Here is a 25648-nt window from a genome sequence, read left to right as displayed (position 1 = left end):
ACTTTCCCTTTCCACCTAATTCTCCCAAATCCATTATTTAAAGTCCCATCTTATTGTGATGCCCCTCCCGCCTTCTCTCCAAAAAGGTAATACTCTCAATCACAACTTCAGTTCTATATATTCTCTTGCCTTGTTCATCATCGTAATTACTCGTCTGAATACGCCCTGTAATCCCAACGAGTGATCCCTTCTTACAATATTCAGTTACATTCTCAGCCGATTTTCTCCAAACGACACAATTAATAAAATCTACTTGTTGCTCACCTAAACTATTTCGAAAACCTCTATTCACCGCAACACATATTCTTGCATAAGCGGCGCCTTGCTTTGTGTAGTATAATTCTGGCTCCTTTGTCAATCTACCGATTAATACAACTCGATTCATCATAAGTTATACCACCTCACATATTTTTCTTCATTGTAAGGAGAAAAATATGAATGGTAAAAAGCACAAAATGATATATCCGTAAGTAGAAAATATTATTTTAGACCTTACAAAACAAAAAAAGAAACCATACATATTTCAAACATGTATGGTTTCAAAATTTATTACACTTCACTACAAGATATGTAATACCCTCCGCGAGCCATCTTTATTTCAGCACGGTACATTACATTTTCTAAGTAGAAAGTAATCGGTTTAACTTTACTCTCAAACTTTAGTCTTTCATTGCATTCAGTTGCATATCCTTCAATCGCTGAAGTAATAACTTCTGATGATGGATACGCTAAATCTTCATCTAGTTCTATGAAAAAACTTTTAGAAAATAGTTTTTTCATAATCCCCTTCTTCTCTTTCATCATATTCCATCTCCTTCAATTCACGTTGATAACATCCATATTATACCATACGTTCAATATATCTTTGAAAATAAAAAAATCCTGCATTTTTCATGCAGGATTTTTTATTAGTCATTTTTCGTAAAGTAAGAAACGAAACGAAGAATTTCTAAGTATAACCAAACTAATGTAAGCATTAGTCCCATCGCAGTGTACCACTCCATATATTTCGGAGCTTGACTACGTACACCATTTTCGATTAAATCGAAATCTAGTAATAAGTTTAATGCAGCAACTACGATAACAACTGCACTAATAATAATACCAATTGTACCACCTTGGTGAATGTACGGCACAGTTACACCAAACATGTTTAGAAGAAATACGACTAAATACATAACCATAATTCCAAGTGTTGCTGCCATCACGCCTGTACGGAATTTATCCGTTACTTTTACTACACGTGTTGCATATAACACTAACATTGCAAATAGAATTGAGATTGTTAGTAATACAGCATTTAAAACGATAGAATCGCCAAATTTCATTGTATAAACCGCTGAAATACTTCCTAATACAACCCCTTCTACTGCTGCATAGATTGGTGCACCAAAAGGTGAAATACGTGGGAAGAACATAGACGCAAATGCGATGATTGCTGCAATTACTAATGCACCAATTAGCACCGGCATTTTCATCGTGCCCTCAATCATCTGTATGTATGAATAGACAGACGTTGCAAGTAGCAAGATAAGCATAATAAACGTTTTGCCTACTGTTCCGCCAATTGTCATCGCAGAAGCGCTTGCTCCCTCTTTACGGAATGCCTCTTTTTTCAACATTGGATTAGATGTTCTCATTTTTTCCCTCCTAAAATAGGTTCTACCAATAGTGTAAAGTTTTTCTCTTTACTTTTCAATATATGCAGCTTGTTTTTATTTTAATCCTTCAACGATGTCTGATAGTTCACTCCATCTTTCCATCGTTTTTTCTAGCTCTTCTTCTGTTTTCTGCTGTGCTTCAGATAATTCTTGTGCCTTTGTGAAGTCAGATCCAACTTTCGCAAGTTCTTCTCCAATTGACTCAATTTTCTCTTCAAGCTCGGCAATTGTATCTTCAATCGTTTCCCATTCACGCTGCTCATTGTATGAAAGTTTACGTTTACGTTGTTGTTTCGGAGCTTCTTCTACCACTTTTTTCTCTTTTTGAACTTCGGCCTTCTCAATAAGTTCTTTCATCTTTTCCATTTCTAAATAGTCCGTATAACTACCTAGGAATTCACGCACTTCGCCTCTGCCACTAAAGATGAACAATTCATCTACTACTTTATCTAAGAAGTAACGGTCATGCGATACAGTTAAAACGACACCTGGGAAATCTTCTAAATAATCTTCCAGTACTGTTAATGTTTGTGTATCTAGATCATTCGTAGGTTCATCAAGTAATAGTACGTTTGGTTCTCCCATTAAAATACGTAATAAATATAAACGTCTTCTTTCACCACCAGATAGTTTACCAAGCGGTGTACCATGTGAATGCGTCGGGAATAAGAAACGTTCTAGCATTTGAGATGCACCAATTACTTTTCCATCTGTCGTATGAATAACTTCTGCAATCTCTTTAATGTATTCAATCATACGCTGATTTAAATTCATTTCTTCATTTTCTTGCGTATAATAAGCAACTTTTACAGTTTGTCCTACTTCAACTTCACCACTATCAGGAGCTAACTTACCTGCAAGCATATTTAATAGAGAAGATTTTCCGCTTCCATTCGCTCCAATGATTCCGATACGATCTCCTGGTTTCACAATATGATTAAAGTTGTGTAATACCGTTTTATCACCGAATTTTTTCGTTACATCTTTTAACTCAAGTACTTTTTTGCCAAGGCGACTCCCGCTAAGCGCAATATCAACTGACTGTTTTGCAGCCGGGCCTTCTTGACCTTTTAACTCATCAAATCGTTGAATACGTGCCTTTTGTTTCGTAGAACGAGCTTTTGCACCACGGCGAATCCATGCTAGTTCGCGGCGATATAAGTTTTGACGTTTTGATTCTTGCGCAATTTCTTGCTCTTCACGAAGTGCTTTCGCTTCTAAAAATGTGCTATAGTTTCCTTCGTAGCTATATAGTTTACCATTATCTAATTCAAAAATACGGTTCGTCACACGATCTAAGAAATAACGATCATGGGTTACAAGTAATACCGCACCTGTATATCTTGCTAAATATTCTTCTAACCATTCAACTGTCTCATGGTCAAGATGGTTCGTAGGCTCATCTAAAATTAATAAATCAGGTGTTTCAATAAAACATTGTGCCATTGCGATACGTTTTTTCTGTCCACCAGATAAATTCCCAACAATTGCAGTGAAATCTGTAATTCCTAATTTCGTTAAAAGAGATTTCGCACTTGCATTTGCTTCCCATGCACTCATTGCATCCATACGTTGCTGCACTGCAAATAATTGTTCCTGTACTTTTTCATTACTTGGATCTTTTTCGATATTTAATAACGATTGTTCATAATCACGAAGAAGACGAATTAAAGGTGTATCACCATGGAACACTTGCTCTAATACTGTTAGTTTTTCATCAAACTCTGGTTGCTGTGATAAATAACTAATTGTATAACCACGTGAATGCGTCATATCTCCTGTATCAGGAGTTTCTAACCCTGCAATAATTTTTAATAATGTCGATTTACCAGTACCGTTTACACCAATAATTCCAACACGTTGTCCTTCTGTAATACTACATGATAATCCATCAAATAACGGTTTTTCTCCGTATGATTTCGATAAGTTTTCCACAGTTAACATTTTCATATTTGTGCATTCCACTCTTTCATAAATTGTTCAATAAACTGTTCCATATAACGATGACGAACTTCAGCCTCTTGTTTCGCTGCGTTCGTGTTCATTAAGTCTTTTAGTTTTAAAAGTTTTTCATAAAAATGATTTAAAGATGGATCGTTATTTTTTCTATATTCATCTTTCGTCATCACTTCACGCGGCGGAATAGTTGGATCATACATTAATCTCCCTTTCGCTCCACCATACGCAAATGTACGAGCTATTCCAATTGCTCCAAGAGCGTCTAAGCGATCCGCATCTTGAACAATCTTCCCTTCAAGTGACCCCACTTTGCCGCCATGACCACCTTTATAAGACATATTGGCAATAATATGAAGAACATGTTTACTTTCCTCTTCTTCCACATGTAACTCTTCTAACCAATCAGAAACTTTTTTCATTCCAGCTTCTTCACTTTCATTTAACTTCTCATCTGCCACATCGTGAAGTAATGCTGCCATTTCAATTATAAAACGATTTCCCCCTTCTTGCTCGGATAAAGAAATCGCCAGTTTATGTACGCGCTCAATATGATACCAATCATGCCCACTCGCATCTTTTTCTAAAATATGTTTTACAAAAGTAATTGTTTTTTGAATCTTTTCTTGTTTTGTCATTTTATCTTCACCCAGTTACTTATTGTAACACGCCCGCATTTTTTCATCACATATTTTCTTGTCCGCCCATACACTGGGTGGTAGGCATCATCATGAAGGAGGAATAAACATGTTCTATAATAATCAACCGCCTTACCCAAGGCAACCATTTTATCCTCAACAACAGGAACAACGGTATGAAGAACAATATGAGGAACAAGAACAACAATTCGAACAAAATCCATACGCAACAACGCAAAACCAAGAAGCTAATTATCAACAAAACGCATACGACACACGCCCAAATTATGAATACCCTCAAAATCCATATGCAGCACCGCAGTATCAAGAGCAACAAAATCCATATGTAGCACCACAAAATCAAGAACAACAATTTCAGCGAAATCCATTTGCAACACCGCAAACTCAAGAAACTGAATATCAACAAAATCCATATACAGCACCACAAAATCAAGAACAACAATTTCAACAAAACCCATACCAAACTCAGTCTCAACAACCGCAATACCAACAACAAATGTATCAACCAAACTACGACGCACGTGTCTCACCACCTAAACCACCAACAATTGATCCAACTCAACCACAAATTTTACCACCTGGACCTACATTCGATATTACACAGCCTCAAATCTTACCACCTGGACCAATTACAGAACCAACGCAACAACAAATTCAACAAGTTGTCGGTACACAGTTTTTACCTTTAAAGAAACCTGTACTAGATTTTGTAAAACCTTGGGTAGATTACGGTTTAAATGAAGCAAAACATACATCACACAAACATGCTTTGACAGAAGTTGCTGCGATTATGTTTTTAGTTGGGAAAGGATTTAATCCGACGATTGCACATTATATTGTGGAATCTTGGGAGAAGAATGAGCAGTTTTAGAAGTTTTTATTCTCACAAAACTATAAAAGTGTCACAAATGCCTATTTTATAAGCATTTGTGACACTTTTTGTTTGTTATTTAAAATGTCATTTCAATACTGAATTGCTGCAATTACCTTTTCCTTCTAGGGCCTATAATTAATTTAATCGCCGTTCTTTCTTGATCATTAATAGTAACCTCTTGAAATGCCGGAACAAAGGCTAAGTCAATACCACTTGGTGCGACAAATCCTCTTGCAATCGCAATTGCTTTTATTGCTTGATTTAAAGAACCCGCCCCAATCGCTTGAATTTCTACATTTCCACTTGTTCTTAGTACACCTGCAATTGCACCTGCCACTGAATTTGGTTTTGATTTTGAAGATACTTTTAATATATTTTCCATGTAAGTTGCTCCCTCTATTATTTAATCGCTCTTTTGTTACCGTTTAAAATAGTTCAACGTATCTTTTACTACTATTCACACCAAAAGCAAACAATGCTACATATGTACATTCATTCGATACTTTTCGTCTTCTTCCTGCCCCACTACGTAAATAAAGAGAAACAACCGTAAACTCTAATATACAAATACTTTTAAAAATAGACATTCGCTTAAACGATCCCATCATTGCAACTAATGATAATGGTTTTACTTTTACATGTAAAAGTAAAATATGCGTGCCCACTTTACTTCAATCTTTCAAGATATTCCACTGTTATTTTTACTAAATCATTAACCTTTTCTTCTTCCAAAATTGTTACATCTACTATTCTATTACTATATTTCATCGTATTAGCACTTTATACTCCAAATCTATCACCTTTTATATAAGACAGGCATAAAATACTACGAGTATACACTTCATTCATAATAGGGGGTAATATATTGGGTTCGTACTATCATTCTTCAAACTCCAATAAAAAATGTTCATGTAAATCTTCTTCTAGCTCATATAAAAAATGCTCATGCAATTCCTCTTCTAGTTCCTGTAAAAAAAGCTGTCCCGCATACGGCACTTTTTGGCAAACTGAGTTTATAACAGTTCCTTTTGGAGATCCTTTTCCATTTAATCACGTTGGTCCTATAGCAGGAGGAGTTTCCTTACTAAATCCTACTACTATACAATTTAGTCAAGCTGGTGATTATAGAGTTTCTTTCATTTCAACGATTAACACTACTTCAATTCCTGTATTTCCACATATTCCAGTCATGACTATATTTTTAAATAATAATCCACTTGCTAATAGTCAAGGTGATTTCGCTTTCCAAATGAATACTTCATCAAATAACGAATGTCTTCAACTAGCAGGCGAAACGATTGTTACAGTGACAGCTAATTCCACTCTTCAACTGAAAAATAATAGTGGTTTTAATCGTCAAAGTATTGCAACTTGTGATAATGGTATTAATTCAGTTGAATTAACAGTTATAAAACTAAGTTAATAATCCTCTTCACGTTCAGATGCTATTTCAGCATCTTTTTTTATTGAATAATGTTCTTTTGATTCCTATAATCAAACATAAATTCCATTGTACGTTTCTGTTCATCTAATAAACATGAAAAAAGTACCGAACTCTTCTACTACAAAAGTTCGGTACTTTTTATATTAAAAACTTCTCATTCTTTCTTACTTCTCCACATAAACCGACTTAACAATTGTACGATTATACGGTTGTCCTTCTTTATTCGTCCCTTTTATATCCATCGTAACGTTATATACTCCTGGTTGCTTTATGTCCTTCAAAGCACCAGTAAACGTATTGTTATTACCATTTTGTAATTCATTGTATTCAGAGACTAGTTTCCCTTCTTTATTCACGACTCTTACCGTTATAGAAAGATCCCCTTTCATTTCAGGTGCCACAGGTGATTTTTTCAATTTATACTCAGATTTATTCGCTTTAACTTTTGTAGGCATTTGGAGAATAAATGGCGCGTCACCCTTGTAATCGCTTACAATTAAAAATGCATCTTTCGACTGCTTCGCCATCATTTTAACTTTCCATTCTCCTACATCCATTTTATCAAATTTAAATGTTCTAATAGTCGCACCACCAAAGAAAGATTCACCTTCACCGGTAGTTATAGCGCTGTCCTTATTTGTATACATTTTTCCTTTTGGAGATATCATTTGTACTTCTACATCAGAATACGCTGTTAATATAGAAACGATTCCTTCAGCCTTTTTATCAACTGTAACGGTTTGCTCAATCCACTGATTTTTTGGCAATTCTCCTCCTAAAATATTTTGATTTGAAGTTGTATTTAATTGTTCTATATATTCATTTGAACTAGTGCTGGATGCTACTAAAGCTGGTACGGCTACATTTGCTGTACGTAAATATGGTTCAATTCGAGAGAAAACAGCAGATCCTTTTCGTATATTATCATGATCAAATTTGGAATCTGTAAATAAATGTGTTCCATACGGCAACTTAGCACTCCACTCATTTACTAGTCCATCATTTGAACCGTATGATGACAAATATAACCCGCCCATAGATAGCGCAGAAAATACTGGTCCCCAGCTAGTCCCAGTAGCCGTATAATAACGATTTAATTTAGCTGCTGGATTATTATCAATCGTTGAACGAAATTTTGCCATTTCGCCCATTTGTAATGAATACGTACCCTCATCTTTTTGACCTAATATAGAAGCCAGCCATCCTGCCCACCAACTATATGATAAATCCGCTAAATTTGAACCATGATGTGGCGTCGCAAGCGTAATAACATTTCCGACAAATCGATTTGCACCATATCCTACTAACGCAGCTTGTGTATCGATACCGCCTTTACTATGTGCAACAATATTAACTTTTTTACCGAAATGATTATATATTTCTTCTAATTTTTGTGCTAACAATTTTCCGTTATCCCACTGACTAGCTGATCCTTTCCCGGCGGCATCATATAATTGGATAAATACTGTTTGATAACCTGCTTTTAAAGCATAGTCATACATATCATTTATATCGTGATACACTGTCTTTCCATACCAACTATCAGCATTCCCATTCCTCCCTTGTACAAAGAGAATTGGAGGCTTATTCTCATCATAATTAGCAGGTTTTTGCCCTAAAAACCATTCTCCAGGTGTAAATACTTCTGTATCAGGAAATCCCTTTCCAAGCTCTTTTACAACTTCTGCCCGTACATTCGTGCTAATCATTGGAGCCATGATAAAAAATACAATTAGTAAAGTAACACATCTTCTCATCAATCGCATGTTATTCCCTCTACTTTTTTTGAAAGAAGGTGCTCTTTGTAATATTTTTTATCTTCTCTCTTAATAATAGATAATCTTTTTACTTAAACAAGATCTTGCCCTATTTTCAAAAGATTACTAGTACACCCTCTTCCTTAACACACGTTATTCTCTTTGTTTCTATCTCTTCCTTTTGAGAGAACACTACAAAAAAGTTTCTCAATAATTTTTAACTGTACTAAATCCAAATATCCCTAAACCATCATTGTTTATATAAAGTATACAAATCTTGAAAAAACTTTAGTAAAAAAACACTTTATTACCAGCTAATTATAAAAAAGATTAATGAAGATATGTACTTTTATTTAATTACATACAAACTAAAGAAATAGAAGCTTATATTGCAAGACTTTCCTACGATCAATAATTAAACTGAAATTTCAGAATAAAAAATATTTTTTCCAGAAACATATATTATGATAATTTTTTCAGACTTGAATTAAACTTTTAGAAGTACTAACCTAGCGGTGAGCAGAAGAAAATTCTGCAAAAAGAAAGGAGAATGCTTTATGATGACCAAGTTACAAAAGGAGTTTTTTAAACGATTAAAAATTCCTGCAAAAGAAATAACATTTGATGATTTAGATGAAATCCTCTTAAAAATGGGATTGATTCTCCCCTATGAAAATCTTGATATTATAGCTGGTACTATTAAAAACATCTCAAAAAAGAATTTAGTAGAAAAGTTACTTATTCAAAAACGCGGCGGTCTTTGTTATGAATTAAACTCCTTATTGTATTACTTTTTAATGGATTGTGGTTTTCAAGTATATAAAGTAGCCGGTACTGTTTATGATCTTTACGATAATAAATGGAAACCCGATGATGGTCATGTCATTATCATATTAAATCATAATCATAAAGATTATGTTATAGATGCAGGTTTTGCATCTCATCTCCCTTTACATCCAGTCCCTTTTAGCGGAGAAGTCATCTCTTCTCAAACGGGAGAATATCGAATCCGCAAACGAACTACCCGAAAAGGTACACACATTTTAGAAATGAAAAAAGGGGCTAACGGGGAATCTACAAACTTCTTGCAATCTGAACCTTCACATAAATGGAAAATAGGCTATGCTTTCACTTTAGATCCAATAGATGAAAAAAAAGTGAATAACATTCAAAAAATAATTGTAGAGCATAAAGAATCTCCTTTTAATAAAGGCGCTATTACTTGTAAATTAACTGATTATGGTCACGTATCATTAACAAATAAAAATTATACAGAAACCTTTAAAGGCACCAAAAATAAACGACCAATAGAATCAAAAGATTATGCTCGCATTCTTCGTGAATCTTTTGGAATAACGCAAGGGAAATATGTAGGGAAAACACTAGAAAGAGGCTAGTTGACTAGAAGTATTTCATAATAAAGCAGATTCCACATTTAGAATCTGCTTTATTTTATATTTTGTTATAACGAATCTTTTTTGCTGTTACCCTTTAATTTTCAATGATATACTCATCATCATATTTATCATATTGGAGCCCTGACCCTATTTTTGATTCCGTAACTTGATCTCTTAAAAACGGTGCAGCTTCCATTTTGCTAGTTGCAATTTCAATTCCATATTTTTTCGTTAAATGGGCTAATTCTATTAAAAACCACTCTCTTCGTAATGTAACTGGAATATCAAATGTTCTTCTTTTCATATATAATAGCACCTCTTTAATTTCATAACTTAATGAACATCATTACATGCACGTGTGAAAACTACCTTTCATCACTAACATCCAATGAAACATTATAGTATATGCATGTCCATTTTAAACGTGCTATTACAAAACAATATATTAGTTTACATAATCATATTATGTAAGAGTAGAAGAGAAAGGTATATCCCTTCCCTTCTACTCTAGAAATTTAAATTAAGAACATCTTGGTACACCTAAAGCTAAGAATAAACCTGCTACTCCCGCAGTAATCGGTACTTTTAACGTAATAACATCGTCTACTTTCGTTACTAAAAAGAAAGCATTACTTTCTTGTAATATGCAAGTTACCAATAATTGAAATTCCATTTAAACCCCCTCCTTTCAATCGTTATATTATACTTTATGAATTCTATTTAAAAATGTAATAGGAAATATATCTATTTTTCCTTATATACAAAATAAATGTTTATAAGTCTATTAAAAATACTAATTTTCTAAATTTATATAAATCGTGTAATATCCAATAAGTTCCTATATAATCAATAGTGAAAATCTTACAAATAGAGGTATAAAAATGGCGATTTTGAGTAATATTGGTACAGCTTTATTTTTTATTGCTTTTATTCTTTTAATACTATGTATCATTTCATTCTTTAAGAAAAATGGAACAGCAAAACAATATGGTCGTCCTACTGTTATTCTTTTTATGATTTCAATTCTCTTAATAGGAATGGGCACTACAAAATCTGAACACCCAGTCATCGATTTTTTTGCTACTTTAAGTTTCATTTTATTTATTTTTTTCCTTGTTCTAGCAATCTTATCCGTAATTAAAAAGACAGGTGTAGCAAAAAAACAATTTATTATCACTGCTATTTTATTTGTCATTTTTGTTGCATTATCAAGTATTTCAGCTCCTTCTTCTGAAAAGACGGCAGCCACTAGTAAAAAAGTTGCTTCTAACAATGCAGAACAAAAAGAGAGCGAGAAGAAAAAAGAATTAGAAAAGAAAGAAGCGGACGAAAAAACTCAAAAGCAAGAAGATGAGAAGCGTCAAGCGGAAGAACAAGCTCGTAAGCAAGAGGATGAAAAACGCCAAGCCGAAGAGCAAGCTCGTAAACAACAAGAAGAGCAAAAACGTCTAGCTGATGAACAAGCTCGTAAACAACAAGAAGAGCAAAAACGTCTAGCTGATGAACAGGCTCGTAAACAACAAGAAGAACAAAAACGCCAGGCTGATGAACAAGTTCGTAAACAACAAGAGGAACAGAAAAAAGCACAGCAAGCTCAAACACAACCTGCTTCCGGAAATACTAGTAATGCATACTACAAAAATTGCGCTGCAGTTAGAGCTGCTGGAAAAGCTCCATTATATAGAGATCAACCAGGATATAGCTCTCACCTTGATCGTGATGGCGATGGAGTCGCATGTGAAAAATAGTAATAAAAAAGAAGCTTCTAGTAAGCTTCTTTTTTACATCAAATAGTATTGCAATTAATTACCTACTCTCCCTCTCTTTTTCTAAAACTCAATTTATTATTCTCAAAACTGACACATTATAAGTGATTTCAATCACCACATTGTTTTTCATTTATCGCTATTCTTAATTTAGATACTATATTAAAACTTTATGGAGGCATTCATATGGAACATACATTTACTGAAACTTCAATTGTTGGTGAGATTGTTACACAATTTCCGAAAGCTAGTGATCTCTTTAAATCATATAGAATAGATTTTTGTTGTGGTGGTAATAAGCCACTTATTGATGCAATTCATGAAAGAAATTTATCAGCTTCTGAAGTAATTACAGAGTTAAATACGCTTTATCATAATACGAAACGATTAAATGAATCTGAAATTGATTGGAAAAATGCTTCTTATCGCGAATTGATTGATTATGTAATTAATAAACATCATCGCTATTTAAATGAAGAGTTGCCACAGCTAAGCCCATATGTGACGAAAGTATTACGCGTTCATGGAGCAAATCAGCCTCATTTAGCTCAAATTCATAAGCTATTTCATGAACTTAAAATGGAATTAGAACAGCATTTAATTAAAGAAGAAACGGAAGATTTTCCATTAATTTTAGAATTTGAACAAAATCCAATTGATGAAAACTATGCAAAGTTACGTAAAGTAGTAGATGAACTAGAAAATGAGCACACTCATGCTGGAAATATTATAAAAGAACTTCGTAAAGTGACAAATGACTTTACTCCTCCAGAAGGAGCATGCGGCACTTATCGACTTGTGTACCAACGTCTTGAATCGCTAGAGTCTGATTTATTTGAGCATATTCATTTAGAAAATAACATTTTATTTCCGCGTGCTATTACAAAGTCATAAATAAAAACAGGACATGAGTAGCAATGCTCATGTCCTGTTTTTATTTATGCTTCATCACCCTCTCAATCCAAATAACTAAATTTCCTATCCGCTTCTCTTTTCACATAAAACTAGAAATCATTATTTACCATATTGCCCTAAGTTACGGAAACAATTATACTAGATGTAATCACAATAAATAATCTGAATATTCTCAGAATTTAAGATAGAAGTTTTACTACCCACACATAGAATTATAAATTCTATTGTCCACTAAAGAGATTAGAAAACGATAATAAAATTAGGAGGATTACGATGCACCAGCTCGATTCATTACATCCCATTATAGAAAAAATAATTACCAATATTGAAAAGTTAATGGTCGGAAAACGAAAAGAAACGATCTTAGCTTTGACAGCCCTATTAGCTGAAGGGCATGTACTATTAGAAGATGTTCCTGGTGTCGGAAAAACAATGTTAGTACGTGCTCTCTCTAAATCTATAGATGCTGATTACAAGCGCATTCAATTTACACCTGATTTACTGCCATCAGATGTAACAGGTGTTTCTATTTATAATCCAAAAGAGCTCCAATTTGAGTTCAAACCTGGACCAATCATGGGGAATTTTATACTTGCTGATGAAATTAATCGTACATCACCAAAAACACAATCTGCCTTACTTGAAAGTATGGAAGAAGGCAATATTACAATAGATGGCATGACTAGACCGTTACCAAAACCGTTCTTTGTAATGGCTACACAAAATCCGGTCGAATATGAGGGAACATATCCTTTACCGGAAGCACAGCTCGATCGTTTCTTATTGAAATTAAAAATGGGATATCCTACACCAGAAGAAGAATTTGAAATTTTAAACCGAATGGAAAAAACAAATCCCCTCTCTCATTTGCAAGCTATTACTACAATAGAAGAATTACTTTATTTACAACAAATCGTACGGGAAGTAAGTATGGACAAAGCAATCAAGCATTACATTGTAAAGCTTGTTAGTCAGACGCGTTCTTATAGTTCTATACAACTTGGTGCAAGTCCGCGTGGCTCGATCGCTTTAATGAAAGCTTCACAAGCTTATGCATTCATCCATGGAAGAAATTATGTTATTCCAGACGATGTTAAATTTTTAGCTCCTTACGTGTTGGCTCACAGACTCATTTTAAAAATGGAAGCAAAATTTGAAGGAATAACAGGCGAACAAGTCATCGCAAAGATCGTTGCGCGAACTACCGTACCTACTCAAAGGAAAATGAACCTTTGATGAAACGGATACTACGAGCACTCTATCATTTTACTAAGTTATCACTCATTCCATTATGTCTAGTCTTAACATTTGTATACGCTATGCTTCAAGGAGGATTTGTAAGTTGGTTTTTGTTTTACAGTGCGATTCCTATTGGTCTTTATTCACTACTGCTCCCCTTCTATGCTTTACGGAACGCCGAAGTAAAACGAATAACAAATCAAGCTGAATATGTAGCAGGAGAACTATTTTTAAGTACGATTACAATAAAAAGAAGTTTTCCTTTTCCCTTACTTTATTTAATTATAGAAGATGTGCTACCATCACAATTTACAAATTGTAAACAAACGAAGATAAATAAGGTTATACTCTTTCCAGGATTGAAACGAAAGATTTCGTTTCAATATGCTATAGACACAATCCCTAGAGGAGAGCACACTTTTTCAAGCGTACGTGTCAAAACTGGTGATTTATTCGGAATGATGGCGAAAGAAATAACTTTTTCAGTTCCAGATACATTTTTAGTCTATCCTCAGTATGTAGATATAACATATCGACAAATGGAAAATCATTTCGAACAAGGAGCACTTTCAGCAAATATAAATTTAGTAAAAGACTCTACCATTTCTGTCGGTGTGAGAGACTATAAACCTGGTGACCGCTTTTCATGGATTGATTGGAATGCAACTGCACGAACAAACACCATTATGACGAAAGAGTTTGAACAACAGCGTAGCCATAATATTATGATGTTCATGGACAGAACCCCATCCCCTCTATTCGAATCAGTCGTCACCTTTACTGCCTCTATTGTCAGGTCTGTCTTGAAGCAAAATTCACCAGCGTCATTCGTATCTGTCGGAAAAGAACGAACTTTTTTCCCTTTAGACAATGGAGATAGTCAGTTGCATCAAATCTTTTGTCATTTAGCGAAAGTACAAGCAGATAGTGTATTCCCACTCTCCCGGAGTGTAGAAATGGAATTAAGAAAAATTTATGAGCCTGTCACGATTATACTCGTGACAAGCGATCTTTCTCCCGATATTCAAAAGGCGGCTGACCATGCTGCTATTAAAAATAGAAAATTAATGGTGTTTGTCGTAAAAGAAAAACCGAATCAACTCTCACATCGAGAACTCAGTATTCTAGAAACTCTACAAAAACGAAAAATATTTGTAAAAGCTGTTTATGAAAACCGCTATACAAACGTATTTTTTGAGGTGAGCAAATGATAACATTACAAACAAAAAAACAATGGGATATGAGTAGATTCTTCATGCATGCATGCGCATTTCTACTTTTACTAGAATGGCTAAGACCCCTTCTAGGTATTACAAACGTAGGTAGATTAGACGTTTTTGTAATATTTATAGGAATTTGCTTCACCCTCTCTTTTTTTCAAACAAAGTGGCAGATTCCAATAAAGATTATCACGATTTTATTCATCATTCATTTCCTATATTATAAAAATGCTTTTATAAATCCATCTTGGCTAACGAAATTTTTCACTGATATTTCTCAAAATTCCTCCCTGTTATTTCAAGGGAATTTGCTGGATATCTCTCCAGTTTTTCCAACACTTTTATTTTTTTTATCATTTTGGTTTTTAAGTGCTTTCATTTCTTTTTGGATGATTCATAAAAAACGTGGGCTGCTATTTCTTATATTGACTATTATTTATATCACCGTTTTTCATAACTTACATTTATACAATGCAAACTTCGCTATTATTCGTACTGTTGTCATCGGCTTTTTTATGCTTAGTCTTCTTCGCATAGAACGAATAAAAGAGATGGAACACTTACAACATTATGCTAGAGAAATCTCAAAATTACTTAGACCTCTTACAGTGTTTATTGTATTGTCAGCAACCATCGCATACTTCGCTCCAAAATTTGGTCCTCAATGGCCAAACCCAATGGATTTTTTAAAATTCAACACATCCGAAGCAAGTAAACAGCAAGAAGTTTCTAAAATTGGGTATGGTTTAGATGACTCGAGATTAGGTGGTCCTTTTAAGGCTGATCCTACAATTGTTTTCACAGCACAAACGCAAAACAAACAATATTGGAGAGTCGAAACGAAAGATTTTTATACAGGAAAAGGCTGGGAAGTTTCTGAAAATCAAAAAAATGTTTCTTTTAAAAATAAAAATGACGTCGTGAGCTGGTACGAACAAAATACAAAAACAGAGGCAACTGAGGCGACAATTACCATGCAAAAAAGTTATCCTCACCTTACCTATCCAGCAGGGCTAGTATCAGTTGAAGCTTCTTCTAATGTATCATACAGTGTTGACCCATTTTCAGAAAAAATTTATACGATGGATGGAGGTTCTTCTACTACTTTACATTCATATAAAGTAACATATGAGGTCCCGGAATTTTCCATAGAAAACTTGAAAGTTGTAAAAACGAATGAAGGCCAAGAAACAAATCCTTATTTCATGACAAAGTACACGCAACTTCCCAGATCATTACCGCAGCGAGTAAAAGACTTAGCTGCTAATCTAACAAATGATAAAGACAACCGATATGATAAAGCATTAGCTATTGAAAATTACTTCACCGACCATTCTTTCGTATATGAAACAATGAATGTCTCGTTCCCTGCCCAAAACCAAGATTATGTAGATCAATTCCTTTTTGATACAAAAAGCGGCTACTGTAATAATTTCTCGACGTCTATGATCGTGTTACTTCGTTCTGCCGGGATTCCTGCTCGCTGGGTAAAAGGGTATACAGAAGGAACTCTTGATAATACGCTTGTGGGTGCTGAAGGCGAGGATGTTTATAAAATCGCGAACGATAACGCACACTCTTGGGTCGAAGTATATTTCCCTGGATACGGATGGATTCCATTCGAACCAACAAAAGGATTTACTAATCCCTATAATTTCACAAATAATACTCCTGCTCCTACTATACAAAATAGCGAAGAAACTAATTCTCAAAACGCGCAAATGCACCAAAGAAACAATGAAGCAAAGCTTAAAAGTTTAATAGAAAATACAGAAGAAGCTCCTACTAAGAAGATTACAAATGCTAAAAATAGATTTTCTTGGTGGTACGTATTCCTTTCTTCGATACTAATTAGTATTATAGGATACACTCTCTTCGCTACTAGAATGAAATGGATTACATTTTTTATCATTCTTTTCTATAAATACCGAAAAGATGATGCTGTTTATAGCAAAGCTTACGGTGCACTTTTAAAACAATTTGCGCGAATCGGTATACGACGAGGTGAAAGTCAAACATTCCGAGAATATGCACTCCACATCGATACACTTTACAACTCGGCTCATATGCAACAACTTACTTTCAGTTATGAGAACGCTATGTATCAAAAGGGACAATCCGCAGCAGAATGGGAAAAATCCGTACAGTTATGGGAAATTCTTATGAAAAAAGCAGCTTCTCCGCCAAAATCAAATGACTTCCATTCAGTGATTTAATCTTGATAATATGAGTTGAAGGAAAAAGCCTCAAAGAACAAGGTAGTTCTTTGAGGCTTTTTTAATAAAGGGAAACTTCTATTTATTCTCCAAGTACCTTCTCAATCTCAACCTCTAAATCTACCGGCTTCGTCTGCGGCGCAAAACGCCCTACTACTTTCCCGTCTTTTCCAATTAAAAACTTCGTAAAATTCCATTTCACTGCTTTCATACCGAGTAAACCTGGTGCTTGTTCTGTCATATATGTATACAGAGGATGAGCCTTGTCACCTTTTACATCGAGTTTTGCAAACATCGGGAAATTTACACCGAAGTTTAACTCACAAAAACTAGTAATATCTGCTTCTGTACCTGGTTCTTGTCCTCCAAATTGGTTACAAGGGAAACCGAGTATTTCTAATCCTTGGTCTTTATACTTATCATATACTTCTTGTAACCCTTTATATTGCGGTGTAAAACCACACTTGCTAGCTACATTTACAATAAGAAGTGCTTTTCCTTCGTAATCTTTTAACGACTTATCTTCTCCTGTTATCGTTTTAGCTGAAAAATCATAAACTGTCATTGTCCTTGCCCCTCTCTTCACTATCATTCTATGTTTATACTATACTACATTCGTGAATATACAGCTCTTATTACGTATTTACCACAAAAATGATAACGCTTTATTTTCGTTCGAAAATTCGACACAAACTACTAGACTTTTATGTTGGAAAGTTTTACAATTGATTTGTGAACAAAATGTGACAGTTTATATTCCATTATAAAAGAAAAGGATGGTGTTCATTATGAAAACTGCACAACATGAAACGATTTCAAATCGCGAGTTTTATTTCGTACTATATATGATGTTATTGTATGTGATTGGCTGGGTAATCGATGTTAATGGTTTATTTTTAAGCTCCTACTTTAATTTAGCAGGAGAGATTATGCTTCCAATCGTTGGTGGCATTGTTGGACTGTTTGTTATGTCTATCAATAAAGAACAAACAAAATAACAACACTTTAAAAAGGCAGAAGACGAAACTTTCGTTTTCTGCCTTTTTGTATTTTTAGCGTATAATAGTTACATACCGTATATAAGGAGTGGTAAAGATGAAAAAAGTAGAGCAATTATCTTCTCACCTATATCTTATTGATGATTTCGATTTACAACATAATGAACGAACTGGTACGTACGTTTTATTAGGTGACGATATTACTTTAATTGAAACTTGTGCAGCCCCTTCTCTTCCGTATATTTTAGACGGCTTACAACAATTACATATTGATTTAAACGAAGTTAAAAACATTATCGTTACACATGTTCATTTAGATCACGCCGGTGCTGCTGGTTTAATGATGGAAAAATGCCCAAACGCTACTTTATATGTGCATTCTCGCGGTGCTCGTCATATGATTGATCCAACAAAACTCATTTTAGGCGCAAAAGCTGTATACAAAGAAGATTTCGATAAACTATTTGATCCAATTCTTCCTATAGAAGAAGAACGTGTTCGTATTGTACAACATGGTGATACGTTAAAAATTGCCGCAGACCGTACACTTACATTTTACGATACACCGGGACATGCTAAGCACCATATTAGCATTCATGATTCATTAACAAACGGTATTTTCACTGGCGATACAATTGGAATTTATTATAGAGAACTCGCAGACCTTGGTGTAGAACTATATCTACCATCAACGTCTCCTTCACAATTCCAACCAGATGCGATGATTGCTTCTAAAAATCATATTCAAAGTATGAATGTAGATACTATTTATTTCGGCCATTACGGTGCATCATCCAATGTTACAGAAGTATACAACCAACTGGAACATTGGCTACCTATTTTCGTTCATACTGGTAAAGAGGTCTTTGAACAGTATAATGATTTCGATGCAGCGACTAAAGCTTTACAAATTGTATTAATGGATAAGATTTCTTCTCACCTTACAATGTTAAACGTTCCATCAGATCATTCCGTTTATAACATTTTACATCTAGATATAGAAATTAGCGCGATGGGCATTATTGATTATTTCACGAAGCAAGAAAAGGCAAACTCCACTATTAACTAACAGTAAAAGAAGAGATATACAACAGTAGTTATTGTATATCTCTTCTTTTTTTGAATATATTTTGAGTAAAGGATGGTGGAATGCAATGCAAAAAGTGATGCTATACCTCTGCTTTACATTATTTATCGTCTTATTATTATTTGTCGGAGTGAAAATTCAATTTTATTTAGATACAGATGCGCAGGTGAGTTTTAACGTTTATCCAAGATTATTCTACTTTACACTCTTCCCTCTTATAGTTGGCATTTTATTACGATTCCTTCAATCCATTAATCGAGAAACAAGTAAACAAAACTGGCGCTTTCAACCGGATAAATTTATCGCTATTACTGTGCCTACGCTATTCATTTCCTTTTCTCCAGCTCTACTCTTTTCACCAGTTGGTGCATACCTACCTTATTTAACTAATATTATTCTTATAAATACGACTTTTGTTACGATTATTAGTTTAATAGCTGGCTATTCCCTTTTAGATTGTTTTATACAAAAAGATTATGCAACTATAAAAAAATATAATTGATGACCAATTTTTTTATAGTAGTTGGTTACGGCGCTTTATTTATAAGTACACTATTACTCGTAAGAGTCGGCATACATGCAGTAAGGAAATTTAATAAATAGCAAAAACGAGTATGAAATCACTCAGATTTTTTACTCGTTTTTATTATTTATATATTTAATGTATAAAAGGGAATTTATGTTAAACTAAAGAATATCGTACATTAAATCAAATTACATTTTAGCCAAGGGAGACTTACTATGTATAGATTAGGGGCTTTCTCATTTCTAACGTTTATCGGGAGTGTATGTTCTTTCTTTATTTTAAGAGGGCCTCATGCAAATTTAACTTTAATTATTGCAATCCTAGGTATACTTTCATTACTCGGTATTATATTTGCAATCGCATCAAAGAATTGGTTATTCGGAATAGTTGGTACTGCATTAAATGGCGTAATATTAGTAGTTGTATACTTCCTATTGCTAGCAAAAGGAATAGGTGGTTAATATATTTACATTTCAATAAGAAAAGCTCACAGCTTAGGCTATGAGCTTTTTTACTTATCTCACCTTTTCATCTACATACTCCATAAACTGCTCTGCTTGAATAAATCTTTCTTTGTACGCCTCAGGTACGTCTTCTACTTTCATTCCACCAGTTGATTTTGTCTTCACTCGTACGATTTCATGTGTCATTAATGCTTCCATATAGTGATCAAATTCTTCTTGTGTTAATATTTCTTTACTAGATTTATGACCATTTAATTTATCAAAGTATGGTTGAAGCCCCATACTTACCTTTTTCATTTCTTCTCTTTTTTCTGGTGATAATTGATCATAATCAATATTACCGTTCGAATCCCCGTACGCAAGCTTTGCATTTGTTAATTTTTTTAGTTCTTTTGTAAATTCTTCATATTCCTTCGCACCCATTTCATCTTTCGCTTCTGATAATTTTGCATTAAAACGCATATATGCTTCTAACGTCATTGCTCCAGCATGTTTTTTTAAATTCTCAAACGATCCGTATATACCATCCGCCATAATAGATTGATACGCAAAACCAGTCGTTGGGAGTAAAAATGCTGCCGCAAGCACTCCTGCAATAAGGCGCTTCTTCCTTTTGTTCCCCCCGCGATTCATTTTAATCTGAATAATTACTTTCTCTTTTAAATCCGGCGGGGCGATAATCCCCTTCGCTTCTTCTTGTATAGATTCTCTAACTCTGCAATCTAAACTCATTTCACATTCCCCCTACCTCTCCTAAAAAGATTTCTTCTACTTGCTCTTTTTGACGTAGTTTTTTTAATGCTGCGTGAATTCTAGATTTCACAGTACCAATTGGAATATGTAATATTTGTGCTACTTCTTCTTGTGAATAATCGTGTAAGTATCTTAAGATAATAACTTGTTTCAATTTATACGGTAATTTATGAATGAGTTCGATTAGTTTTTTGTTTGATATTTTACTTACAACATCGTTAGAAAAATCAATTTGTACTGGTTTTCTTTGCTCTTCTGCTTTTTTTATAATCCGTAGTCGCATCCACCTCTTTCTTCTATAAGAGTGAATTTGTTTAATCGCAAGTCCAATTAGCCAAGGGCGAAATGACTTCTCGCTATCATACTTACGAAGCGATTCATATAGCTGTATGTATATTTCTTGAACGACATCATCTACATCCGTTTTATCACCTATTAAAAAGTGTGCTGTTTTATATACTTCTTGAATCGTTTTATCATACTATTCGCCATACGCCTCTTTATTGCCTGATAAAGTTAATTGGATTAAATTTGTATACAATGTTTCATCCTTCATTTACCTTCCCTCCTTTGTCTTACACTTTATATTGGCAAGTAATTGATATTTCGTTCGATTTTTCAAAAGTTTTTTTATATAAATTAATATAATGATTCAATCAGTTCATAAGCTTCACTTATAATCACACATAACTATTATATAATTTTCCAATTTCTAATGACGATTTAAAATGATTTATATAATCGATTTTAGGAGGATATATAATGAAAGCTATCATTGTAACGTCGTTCGGCGGTCCTGAAGTGATGAAATATACAGATGTGGATATACCGACTATTTCAGAAGATCAAGTTTTGATTCGCGTTGTTGCTACTAGTGTAAATTTCGCTGATATTAAGTCCCGTTATGGAAAAAAAGGAAATACAGCACTACCTTTTATACCAGGGATAGATGTCGCTGGTATTGTAGAACGTGTCGGTTCTCAAGTTAAAAATATTCATCCTGGTCAGCGAGTCATTGCTTTTCCTCAAAATGGATCTTACGCAGAATACGCTGTCGCAAACGAAAACCTTACTTTCGGTTTACCTGATAAAGTCGATTTTCAAACTGCAGCTGCTTGTCCGATTGTATCTTTTACAAGCTTTAATTTACTCGCAAATGTTGCAAGACTTCAACAAGATGATTCTGTACTCATTCATGCAGCGGCTGGTGGAATTGGTACTACAGCGATTCAACTTGCAAAACTATTAGGGGCTGGAACTGTTATCGGTACTGTCGGAAATGAATCGAAAAGTAAAATCGCTTTAGACGCTGGAGCTGATTATGTTATTTGTCATCAAAATGAGGATTTTGTAGAGAAGGTCAATGAGCTGACAAATGGTGAAGGGGTCGATGTAATTTTAGATTCTATGTCTGGAACGGTTTCGGAAAGAAGTTTAAAATGTCTTGCTTATTATGGTCGCCTCGTTCATTTCGGAAATGCCAGTGGTGAAATTGGCAACTTCCAAACGAAAGATTTACATGCAAGTTGCCGCTCTATACTTGGTTTTAGCTTTGGTACTACACGAAAAAAACGTCCTGAACTCCTCCAAAGAACTGCAAATGAAGTTTTCCGTTATTTGCGTGATGGAAGTTTGCAAATTAAGGCTACGAAATCTTTTCCACTTCAAGATGCAGGGAAAGCACATGAATGGGTCGAAAGTAGAAAAAGTACAGGGAAAGTCATACTAGCTGTCCAGTCCTCTTCCTGAAATGAATACTTGAAACCGAGGTGTCATTCATGGGATCACGAATTATGCATGCTATTATTGCTAACAGGATTGCCGAGAAATTATCTATTCAAGATAAAACTTCTTTCATACTTGGAGGTGTAGCCCCTGATGCTGTTCATTCAGCAGAAGAAAAAGGCGCTTCACACTTTTACGCTGGCACAACGAAAAACTATACGAGAAGGATAGATTTCAATTCTTTTTTTCAAAAATATAAAGTTCATATGGATTCCCCTTTTCTCTTAGGTTATTACACCCATCTCATTGCCGATGATAATTGGCTAAGTGGCTTTTTTCTACCTTGGCTAAAAAATAGAATAGAAAATGACGAAACGATCGCACCTATGTACTATAACGATTTTAAATTGTTAAATGCAAAGTTGCTTCATCATTACGATAAAGAACAACAACTCTTCTCTCTTCTCAATCAAGAGGTTCACATTATGGATATTGAAGAGCTTTCTAAAGAAAACGTATTAGCTTTTCGAAAGTATCTTTTTGAAGATATGTTGTATCCAGAGCAACATTTGCATGAAGACTTACAAGTGTTTACGTTTAATCAAATCGTTGGTTATATTGAGACAGCTATTGAAAAAGGCGTATTTTATATTAATCAACTCTCTAATGAAAAATCCCCTTCAAACATGTAATCCCCCTCAATATATTTGAGGGGGATTTTCACAAAACAATATTATTATTTGTTCTTTTCCATAACCGCAAAATAATTGCCTTCACTATCAGCAAAGTTAAACACTTTACCAGAAGGCATAGTTACCATTTCGCCAACAGTAACATTTTTATTTTTTAAATCTGTATATAATTGATCAAGGTTTTCCGAGAAGAACATTAAAGATGGTGTACCAAGATTTAATTCTGGACTCATCTTAGAAATCACTTCTTTATTATGTAATATAATGCTCGTTTCTGCACCGCTTTTCGGAGCGATTTCAATCCATCTCATTCCTTGCTTATTATCTTCCTCTGCAATTACATGAAACCCTACCTTTTCTGTCCAAAAATTGGCCGCCTCATCTTGATTGTTTACATATAACATAATTTGACCGACTTTATGAATCATCGTTTTTCCCCCTAATGGTTTTTATATTCTCTGTAGGTTTCTACAGGTACTATTATTATTCCTTTTTCATTCAATTACAATCAAAAAGACGTAACTACAAATAGTTACGCCTTCCCCATCACTTATCTAGGCTTTTTCTTCCCAGTAAATGCTGGTTTCTTTTTCTTTGGTGCTTTCGGTTTCGTTTCTACAAATGATCCGTTGAACATTTCTTGCTTCGTAAACACGATACCTAGTTTTTTTGCAAATTGAAGTAATTTACGCTCTTCTTGTTCTGTTACAAGAGAAACGACTGTTCCTTCTTTACCCATACGTCCTGTACGTCCTGAGCGGTGAATATATTGGTCTACTGTGTCTGGTAACTCTAAGTGAATTACATGTGTTAAATCATCGATATCAATACCGCGTGCTGCAATATCAGTAGCAAGTAGAATTTCTAATTTCCCGCTGCGGAAAGCACGCATCGTTGCTTCACGCTCTTGCTTACTTGCCTCTGAATGAAGAGCTGCTGCTTTCATTTTACGGAATTGCAATTTCTGAGTAATTTCATCTAAACGGAATGGGTCATTTAAGAAAGCAACTGCTTTTACATCGCCCATATGCATAATTCTTCTTACGTAATCATTTTTTTCGCGTCGCTCACAAATGATATACGTATGCTCAACTAAGCTTTTTGACTCTGCACGTGTTATACGTACTAATTGTGGTTCAACTGCTAAATCACGTGCAGCATCTTCTGCCGCTTTTGTAATTGTCGCCGAGAAGAATACTAATTGACGATCTCGCATTGTAGATTTAATTACATCTTGTACTGCGCCCATCATCTTTTGTTTTACAATTTGATCAAACTCATCAAATACAATCGTTTTCACTTCATGCATCTTTAGCTTTTTCATTCGAATTAATTCTAAAATACGTCCTGGTGAACCGACAATTACTCTCGGGTGTTTCTTTAATTTTTCAACTTGGCGCTTAATATCTGCACCACCAATTAAAGATGCCCCTGAAATTTCAGTCCCTGCTGTAAACTTTTGAACCTCTTCGTGAATTTGCATGACAAGCTCACGTGTTGGCGCTAAAACAACAACTTGTGGTTGTTTTACTTCAGGATTAATTTTATGTAAAAGGGGTAATAAGTACGCTAATGTTTTTCCTGTTCCAGTTGGAGATTCAGCTATAACGTCTTGTCCTTCTAAAATAGTTGGAATCGCTTGTTTTTGAATTTCAGTTAATTCTTTAAAACCAGCCTTCTCCCAAGCTTGTTGTAAAAATGGTTGCATATCTTTTATCATTTGTTTTTCTCCTTTATCTCTATTTTTGAAGAAAATGTTGTATTGTTCGCACCGTTTCTATCATGTGTGAAATAACAGCTATTAAATCATCAACATGGTCTTCTGTAATCGCTTTTTGAAATAAAACCTCTACCTTATTATGATATGAAATCGCTTGCTTATTATATTCGTATGAAAGTTTTTGCGTAATCATTCTTTCTTTTCCCCATATAGAATGCATGAAAGTTTCTATTTCCTCGCATACTACCTCTGGCTTTTCTATCGGGAATGAAAATGCTAACTTCATTTCGCAACCTGGTGTAAATTGTGGTACTTCTAATATTTCACCAGACAAGTTCTTTGCATCCACAGATAGTGAAAATGTTGCTTCTACTAACTCTAATGGTTCTGTTAGTTGAAATGAAATATGATATATACGACTTAATGAAGCAAGGTCCATCATATCCTTTCGATCTGTTACAAGAATATCTCCATGTAAATCAAAATCATAAACAGCGCCTTCTACGATTACTTTTAAATTATCAAAAGCAGTTGGATCAAACATAATTTCCTCCAAAAAACAGGCGCCTTTCGATGGAA

The 25648-nt window shown here is 34.4% G+C and carries 29 protein-coding genes and 1 pseudogene; 14 read left to right on the top strand and 16 right to left on the bottom strand.

The window, feature by feature from the left end:
• Nucleotides 1-37: 37 nt before the first annotated feature.
• The 5 genes from KZZ19_RS10410 to KZZ19_RS10390 form a co-directional block, all read right to left on the bottom strand.
• Complete coding sequence (locus KZZ19_RS10410; RefSeq protein ID WP_088096251.1) at nt 38-388, bottom strand: single-stranded DNA-binding protein; 351 nt, start codon at nt 386-388, stop codon at nt 38-40.
• 161 nt (nt 389-549) lie between these two features.
• Complete coding sequence (locus KZZ19_RS10405; protein WP_237981003.1) at nt 550-804, bottom strand: DUF4318 domain-containing protein; 255 nt, start codon at nt 802-804, stop codon at nt 550-552.
• A 104-nt stretch (nt 805-908) separates the two neighbouring features.
• Nucleotides 909-1640 (bottom strand): Bax inhibitor-1/YccA family protein, encoded by a 732-nt coding sequence (locus tag KZZ19_RS10400; protein WP_088096249.1) that lies wholly within the window; start codon nt 1638-1640, stop codon nt 909-911.
• A gap of 75 nt (nt 1641-1715) precedes the next feature.
• Nucleotides 1716-3611, bottom strand: coding sequence for an ABC-F family ATP-binding cassette domain-containing protein (locus KZZ19_RS10395; protein ID WP_237981002.1), 1896 nt, complete (start codon nt 3609-3611; stop codon nt 1716-1718).
• Nucleotides 3608-4255, bottom strand: a complete 648-nt coding sequence (locus KZZ19_RS10390; protein WP_088096247.1) for an HD domain-containing protein — start codon at nt 4253-4255, stop codon at nt 3608-3610. The genes KZZ19_RS10395 and KZZ19_RS10390 overlap by 4 nt, the downstream gene beginning before the upstream one ends.
• A 109-nt stretch (nt 4256-4364) precedes the next feature.
• On the opposite strand from KZZ19_RS10390, the gene KZZ19_RS10385 reads away from it, so the two are divergent.
• Entirely contained in the window at nt 4365-5147 is a 783-nt protein-coding gene (locus KZZ19_RS10385; protein ID WP_088096246.1) for a hypothetical protein, read from the top strand.
• Between the two features lie 112 nt (nt 5148-5259).
• Here KZZ19_RS10385 and spoVS read toward each other — a convergent pair whose 3' ends face one another.
• Both spoVS and KZZ19_RS10375 read right to left on the bottom strand, forming a co-directional pair.
• Entirely contained in the window at nt 5260-5532 is a 273-nt protein-coding gene (spoVS, locus tag KZZ19_RS10380) for a stage V sporulation protein SpoVS (RefSeq protein WP_088096245.1), read from the bottom strand.
• Nucleotides 5533-5575: 43 nt separating this feature from the next.
• Nucleotides 5576-5815, bottom strand: a complete 240-nt coding sequence (locus KZZ19_RS10375) for a hypothetical protein (RefSeq protein WP_088096244.1) — start codon at nt 5813-5815, stop codon at nt 5576-5578.
• Nucleotides 5816-6015: 200 nt separating this feature from the next.
• Between KZZ19_RS10375 and KZZ19_RS10370 the strand changes: the two genes are divergently transcribed.
• A complete protein-coding gene (locus KZZ19_RS10370; protein WP_237981001.1) occupies nt 6016-6573 on the top strand; it encodes a preprotein translocase in 558 nt (185 codons plus the stop codon).
• A gap of 185 nt (nt 6574-6758) precedes the next feature.
• Here KZZ19_RS10370 and KZZ19_RS10365 read toward each other — a convergent pair whose 3' ends face one another.
• Entirely contained in the window at nt 6759-8360 is a 1602-nt protein-coding gene (locus tag KZZ19_RS10365; protein WP_237981000.1) for an esterase/lipase family protein, read from the bottom strand.
• Between the two features lie 548 nt (nt 8361-8908).
• On the opposite strand from KZZ19_RS10365, the gene KZZ19_RS10360 reads away from it, so the two are divergent.
• Nucleotides 8909-9748: an arylamine N-acetyltransferase family protein gene (locus KZZ19_RS10360; protein ID WP_088096241.1), complete on the top strand. Its 840-nt coding sequence runs from the start codon at nt 8909-8911 to the stop codon at nt 9746-9748.
• Nucleotides 9749-9842: 94 nt separating this feature from the next.
• Here the strand turns inward: KZZ19_RS10360 and KZZ19_RS10355 are convergent, their stop codons facing one another.
• Together KZZ19_RS10355 and exsG are read right to left on the bottom strand one after the other, a co-directional pair.
• Nucleotides 9843-10052, bottom strand: coding sequence for a hypothetical protein (locus tag KZZ19_RS10355; protein WP_000830253.1), 210 nt, complete (start codon nt 10050-10052; stop codon nt 9843-9845).
• Between the two features lie 216 nt (nt 10053-10268).
• Entirely contained in the window at nt 10269-10421 is a 153-nt protein-coding gene (gene exsG, locus KZZ19_RS10350; protein ID WP_088063171.1) for an exosporium protein ExsG, read from the bottom strand.
• A 208-nt stretch (nt 10422-10629) separates the two neighbouring features.
• Between exsG and KZZ19_RS10345 the strand changes: the two genes are divergently transcribed.
• The 5 genes from KZZ19_RS10345 (at nt 10630) to KZZ19_RS10325 (ending at nt 17104) form a co-directional block, all read left to right on the top strand.
• Nucleotides 10630-11496, top strand: a complete 867-nt coding sequence (locus tag KZZ19_RS10345) for an excalibur calcium-binding domain-containing protein (protein ID WP_237980999.1) — start codon at nt 10630-10632, stop codon at nt 11494-11496.
• A 204-nt stretch (nt 11497-11700) separates the two neighbouring features.
• Nucleotides 11701-12408 (top strand): iron-sulfur cluster repair di-iron protein, encoded by a 708-nt coding sequence (ric, locus tag KZZ19_RS10340; RefSeq protein WP_237980998.1) that lies wholly within the window; start codon nt 11701-11703, stop codon nt 12406-12408.
• 294 nt (nt 12409-12702) lie between these two features.
• A complete protein-coding gene (locus KZZ19_RS10335; RefSeq protein ID WP_098342850.1) occupies nt 12703-13665 on the top strand; it encodes an AAA family ATPase in 963 nt (320 codons plus the stop codon).
• Nucleotides 13665-14879 (top strand): DUF58 domain-containing protein, encoded by a 1215-nt coding sequence (locus KZZ19_RS10330; protein WP_237981140.1) that lies wholly within the window; start codon nt 13665-13667, stop codon nt 14877-14879. Before KZZ19_RS10335 ends, KZZ19_RS10330 begins: the two co-directional genes overlap by 1 nt.
• Entirely contained in the window at nt 14876-17104 is a 2229-nt protein-coding gene (locus tag KZZ19_RS10325) for a transglutaminase TgpA family protein (protein WP_237980997.1), read from the top strand. The genes KZZ19_RS10330 and KZZ19_RS10325 overlap by 4 nt, the downstream gene beginning before the upstream one ends.
• Nucleotides 17105-17186: 82 nt before the next feature.
• On the opposite strand, the gene bsaA is transcribed toward KZZ19_RS10325, so the two are convergent.
• A complete protein-coding gene (gene bsaA / locus KZZ19_RS10320) occupies nt 17187-17669 on the bottom strand; it encodes a glutathione peroxidase (protein WP_348638034.1) in 483 nt (160 codons plus the stop codon).
• A 223-nt stretch (nt 17670-17892) separates the two neighbouring features.
• On the opposite strand from bsaA, the gene KZZ19_RS10315 reads away from it, so the two are divergent.
• From KZZ19_RS10315 to KZZ19_RS10300, 4 genes are all read left to right on the top strand, one after another.
• Nucleotides 17893-18102 (top strand): DUF3925 family protein, encoded by a 210-nt coding sequence (locus KZZ19_RS10315; protein ID WP_002127081.1) that lies wholly within the window; start codon nt 17893-17895, stop codon nt 18100-18102.
• A gap of 97 nt (nt 18103-18199) precedes the next feature.
• A complete protein-coding gene (locus KZZ19_RS10310; protein ID WP_237980996.1) occupies nt 18200-19171 on the top strand; it encodes an MBL fold metallo-hydrolase in 972 nt (323 codons plus the stop codon).
• Nucleotides 19172-19256: 85 nt separating this feature from the next.
• Nucleotides 19257-19691, top strand: a complete 435-nt coding sequence (locus tag KZZ19_RS10305; protein WP_098342846.1) for a hypothetical protein — start codon at nt 19257-19259, stop codon at nt 19689-19691.
• A 239-nt stretch (nt 19692-19930) separates the two neighbouring features.
• Complete coding sequence (locus tag KZZ19_RS10300) at nt 19931-20176, top strand: hypothetical protein (protein WP_098342844.1); 246 nt, start codon at nt 19931-19933, stop codon at nt 20174-20176.
• Nucleotides 20177-20230: 54 nt separating this feature from the next.
• Here the strand turns inward: KZZ19_RS10300 and KZZ19_RS10295 are convergent, their stop codons facing one another.
• Both KZZ19_RS10295 and KZZ19_RS10290 read right to left on the bottom strand, forming a co-directional pair.
• Complete coding sequence (locus tag KZZ19_RS10295; RefSeq protein WP_237980995.1) at nt 20231-20911, bottom strand: DUF3600 domain-containing protein; 681 nt, start codon at nt 20909-20911, stop codon at nt 20231-20233.
• 1 nt (nt 20912) lies between these two features.
• Nucleotides 20913-21488, bottom strand: a pseudogene (locus KZZ19_RS10290) (sigma-70 family RNA polymerase sigma factor).
• 206 nt (nt 21489-21694) lie between these two features.
• Between KZZ19_RS10290 and KZZ19_RS10285 the strand changes: the two are divergent.
• Together KZZ19_RS10285 and KZZ19_RS10280 are read left to right on the top strand one after the other, a co-directional pair.
• On the top strand, nt 21695-22681 hold the full coding sequence (locus tag KZZ19_RS10285; RefSeq protein ID WP_237980994.1) for a quinone oxidoreductase family protein: 987 nt from the start codon (nt 21695-21697) through the stop codon (nt 22679-22681).
• Between the two features lie 29 nt (nt 22682-22710).
• Nucleotides 22711-23349 carry a zinc dependent phospholipase C family protein gene (locus KZZ19_RS10280; protein ID WP_237980993.1) on the top strand — a complete coding sequence of 213 codons (639 nt, stop codon included), beginning with the start codon at nt 22711-22713 and terminating at the stop codon, nt 23347-23349.
• Nucleotides 23350-23393: 44 nt separating this feature from the next.
• Here KZZ19_RS10280 and KZZ19_RS10275 read toward each other — a convergent pair whose 3' ends face one another.
• The 3 genes from KZZ19_RS10275 to KZZ19_RS10265 all read right to left on the bottom strand — a co-directional run bounded on the left by KZZ19_RS10275 (nt 23394) and on the right by KZZ19_RS10265 (nt 25613).
• A complete protein-coding gene (locus KZZ19_RS10275) occupies nt 23394-23777 on the bottom strand; it encodes a VOC family protein (protein WP_237980992.1) in 384 nt (127 codons plus the stop codon).
• Between the two features lie 122 nt (nt 23778-23899).
• Nucleotides 23900-25069: a DEAD/DEAH box helicase gene (locus KZZ19_RS10270; protein WP_088096226.1), complete on the bottom strand. Its 1170-nt coding sequence runs from the start codon at nt 25067-25069 to the stop codon at nt 23900-23902.
• A 19-nt stretch (nt 25070-25088) separates the two neighbouring features.
• A complete protein-coding gene (locus tag KZZ19_RS10265; RefSeq protein ID WP_237980991.1) occupies nt 25089-25613 on the bottom strand; it encodes a hypothetical protein in 525 nt (174 codons plus the stop codon).
• Nucleotides 25614-25648: the final 35 nt, after the last annotated feature.

The organism is Bacillus thuringiensis (assembly GCF_022095615.2).
GTDB classification, from domain to species: domain Bacteria; phylum Bacillota; class Bacilli; order Bacillales; family Bacillaceae_G; genus Bacillus_A; species Bacillus_A cereus_AG.
The sequence above is the reverse complement of the archived record's forward strand: the minus strand, read 5'-3'. Positions and strand labels throughout refer to the sequence as shown.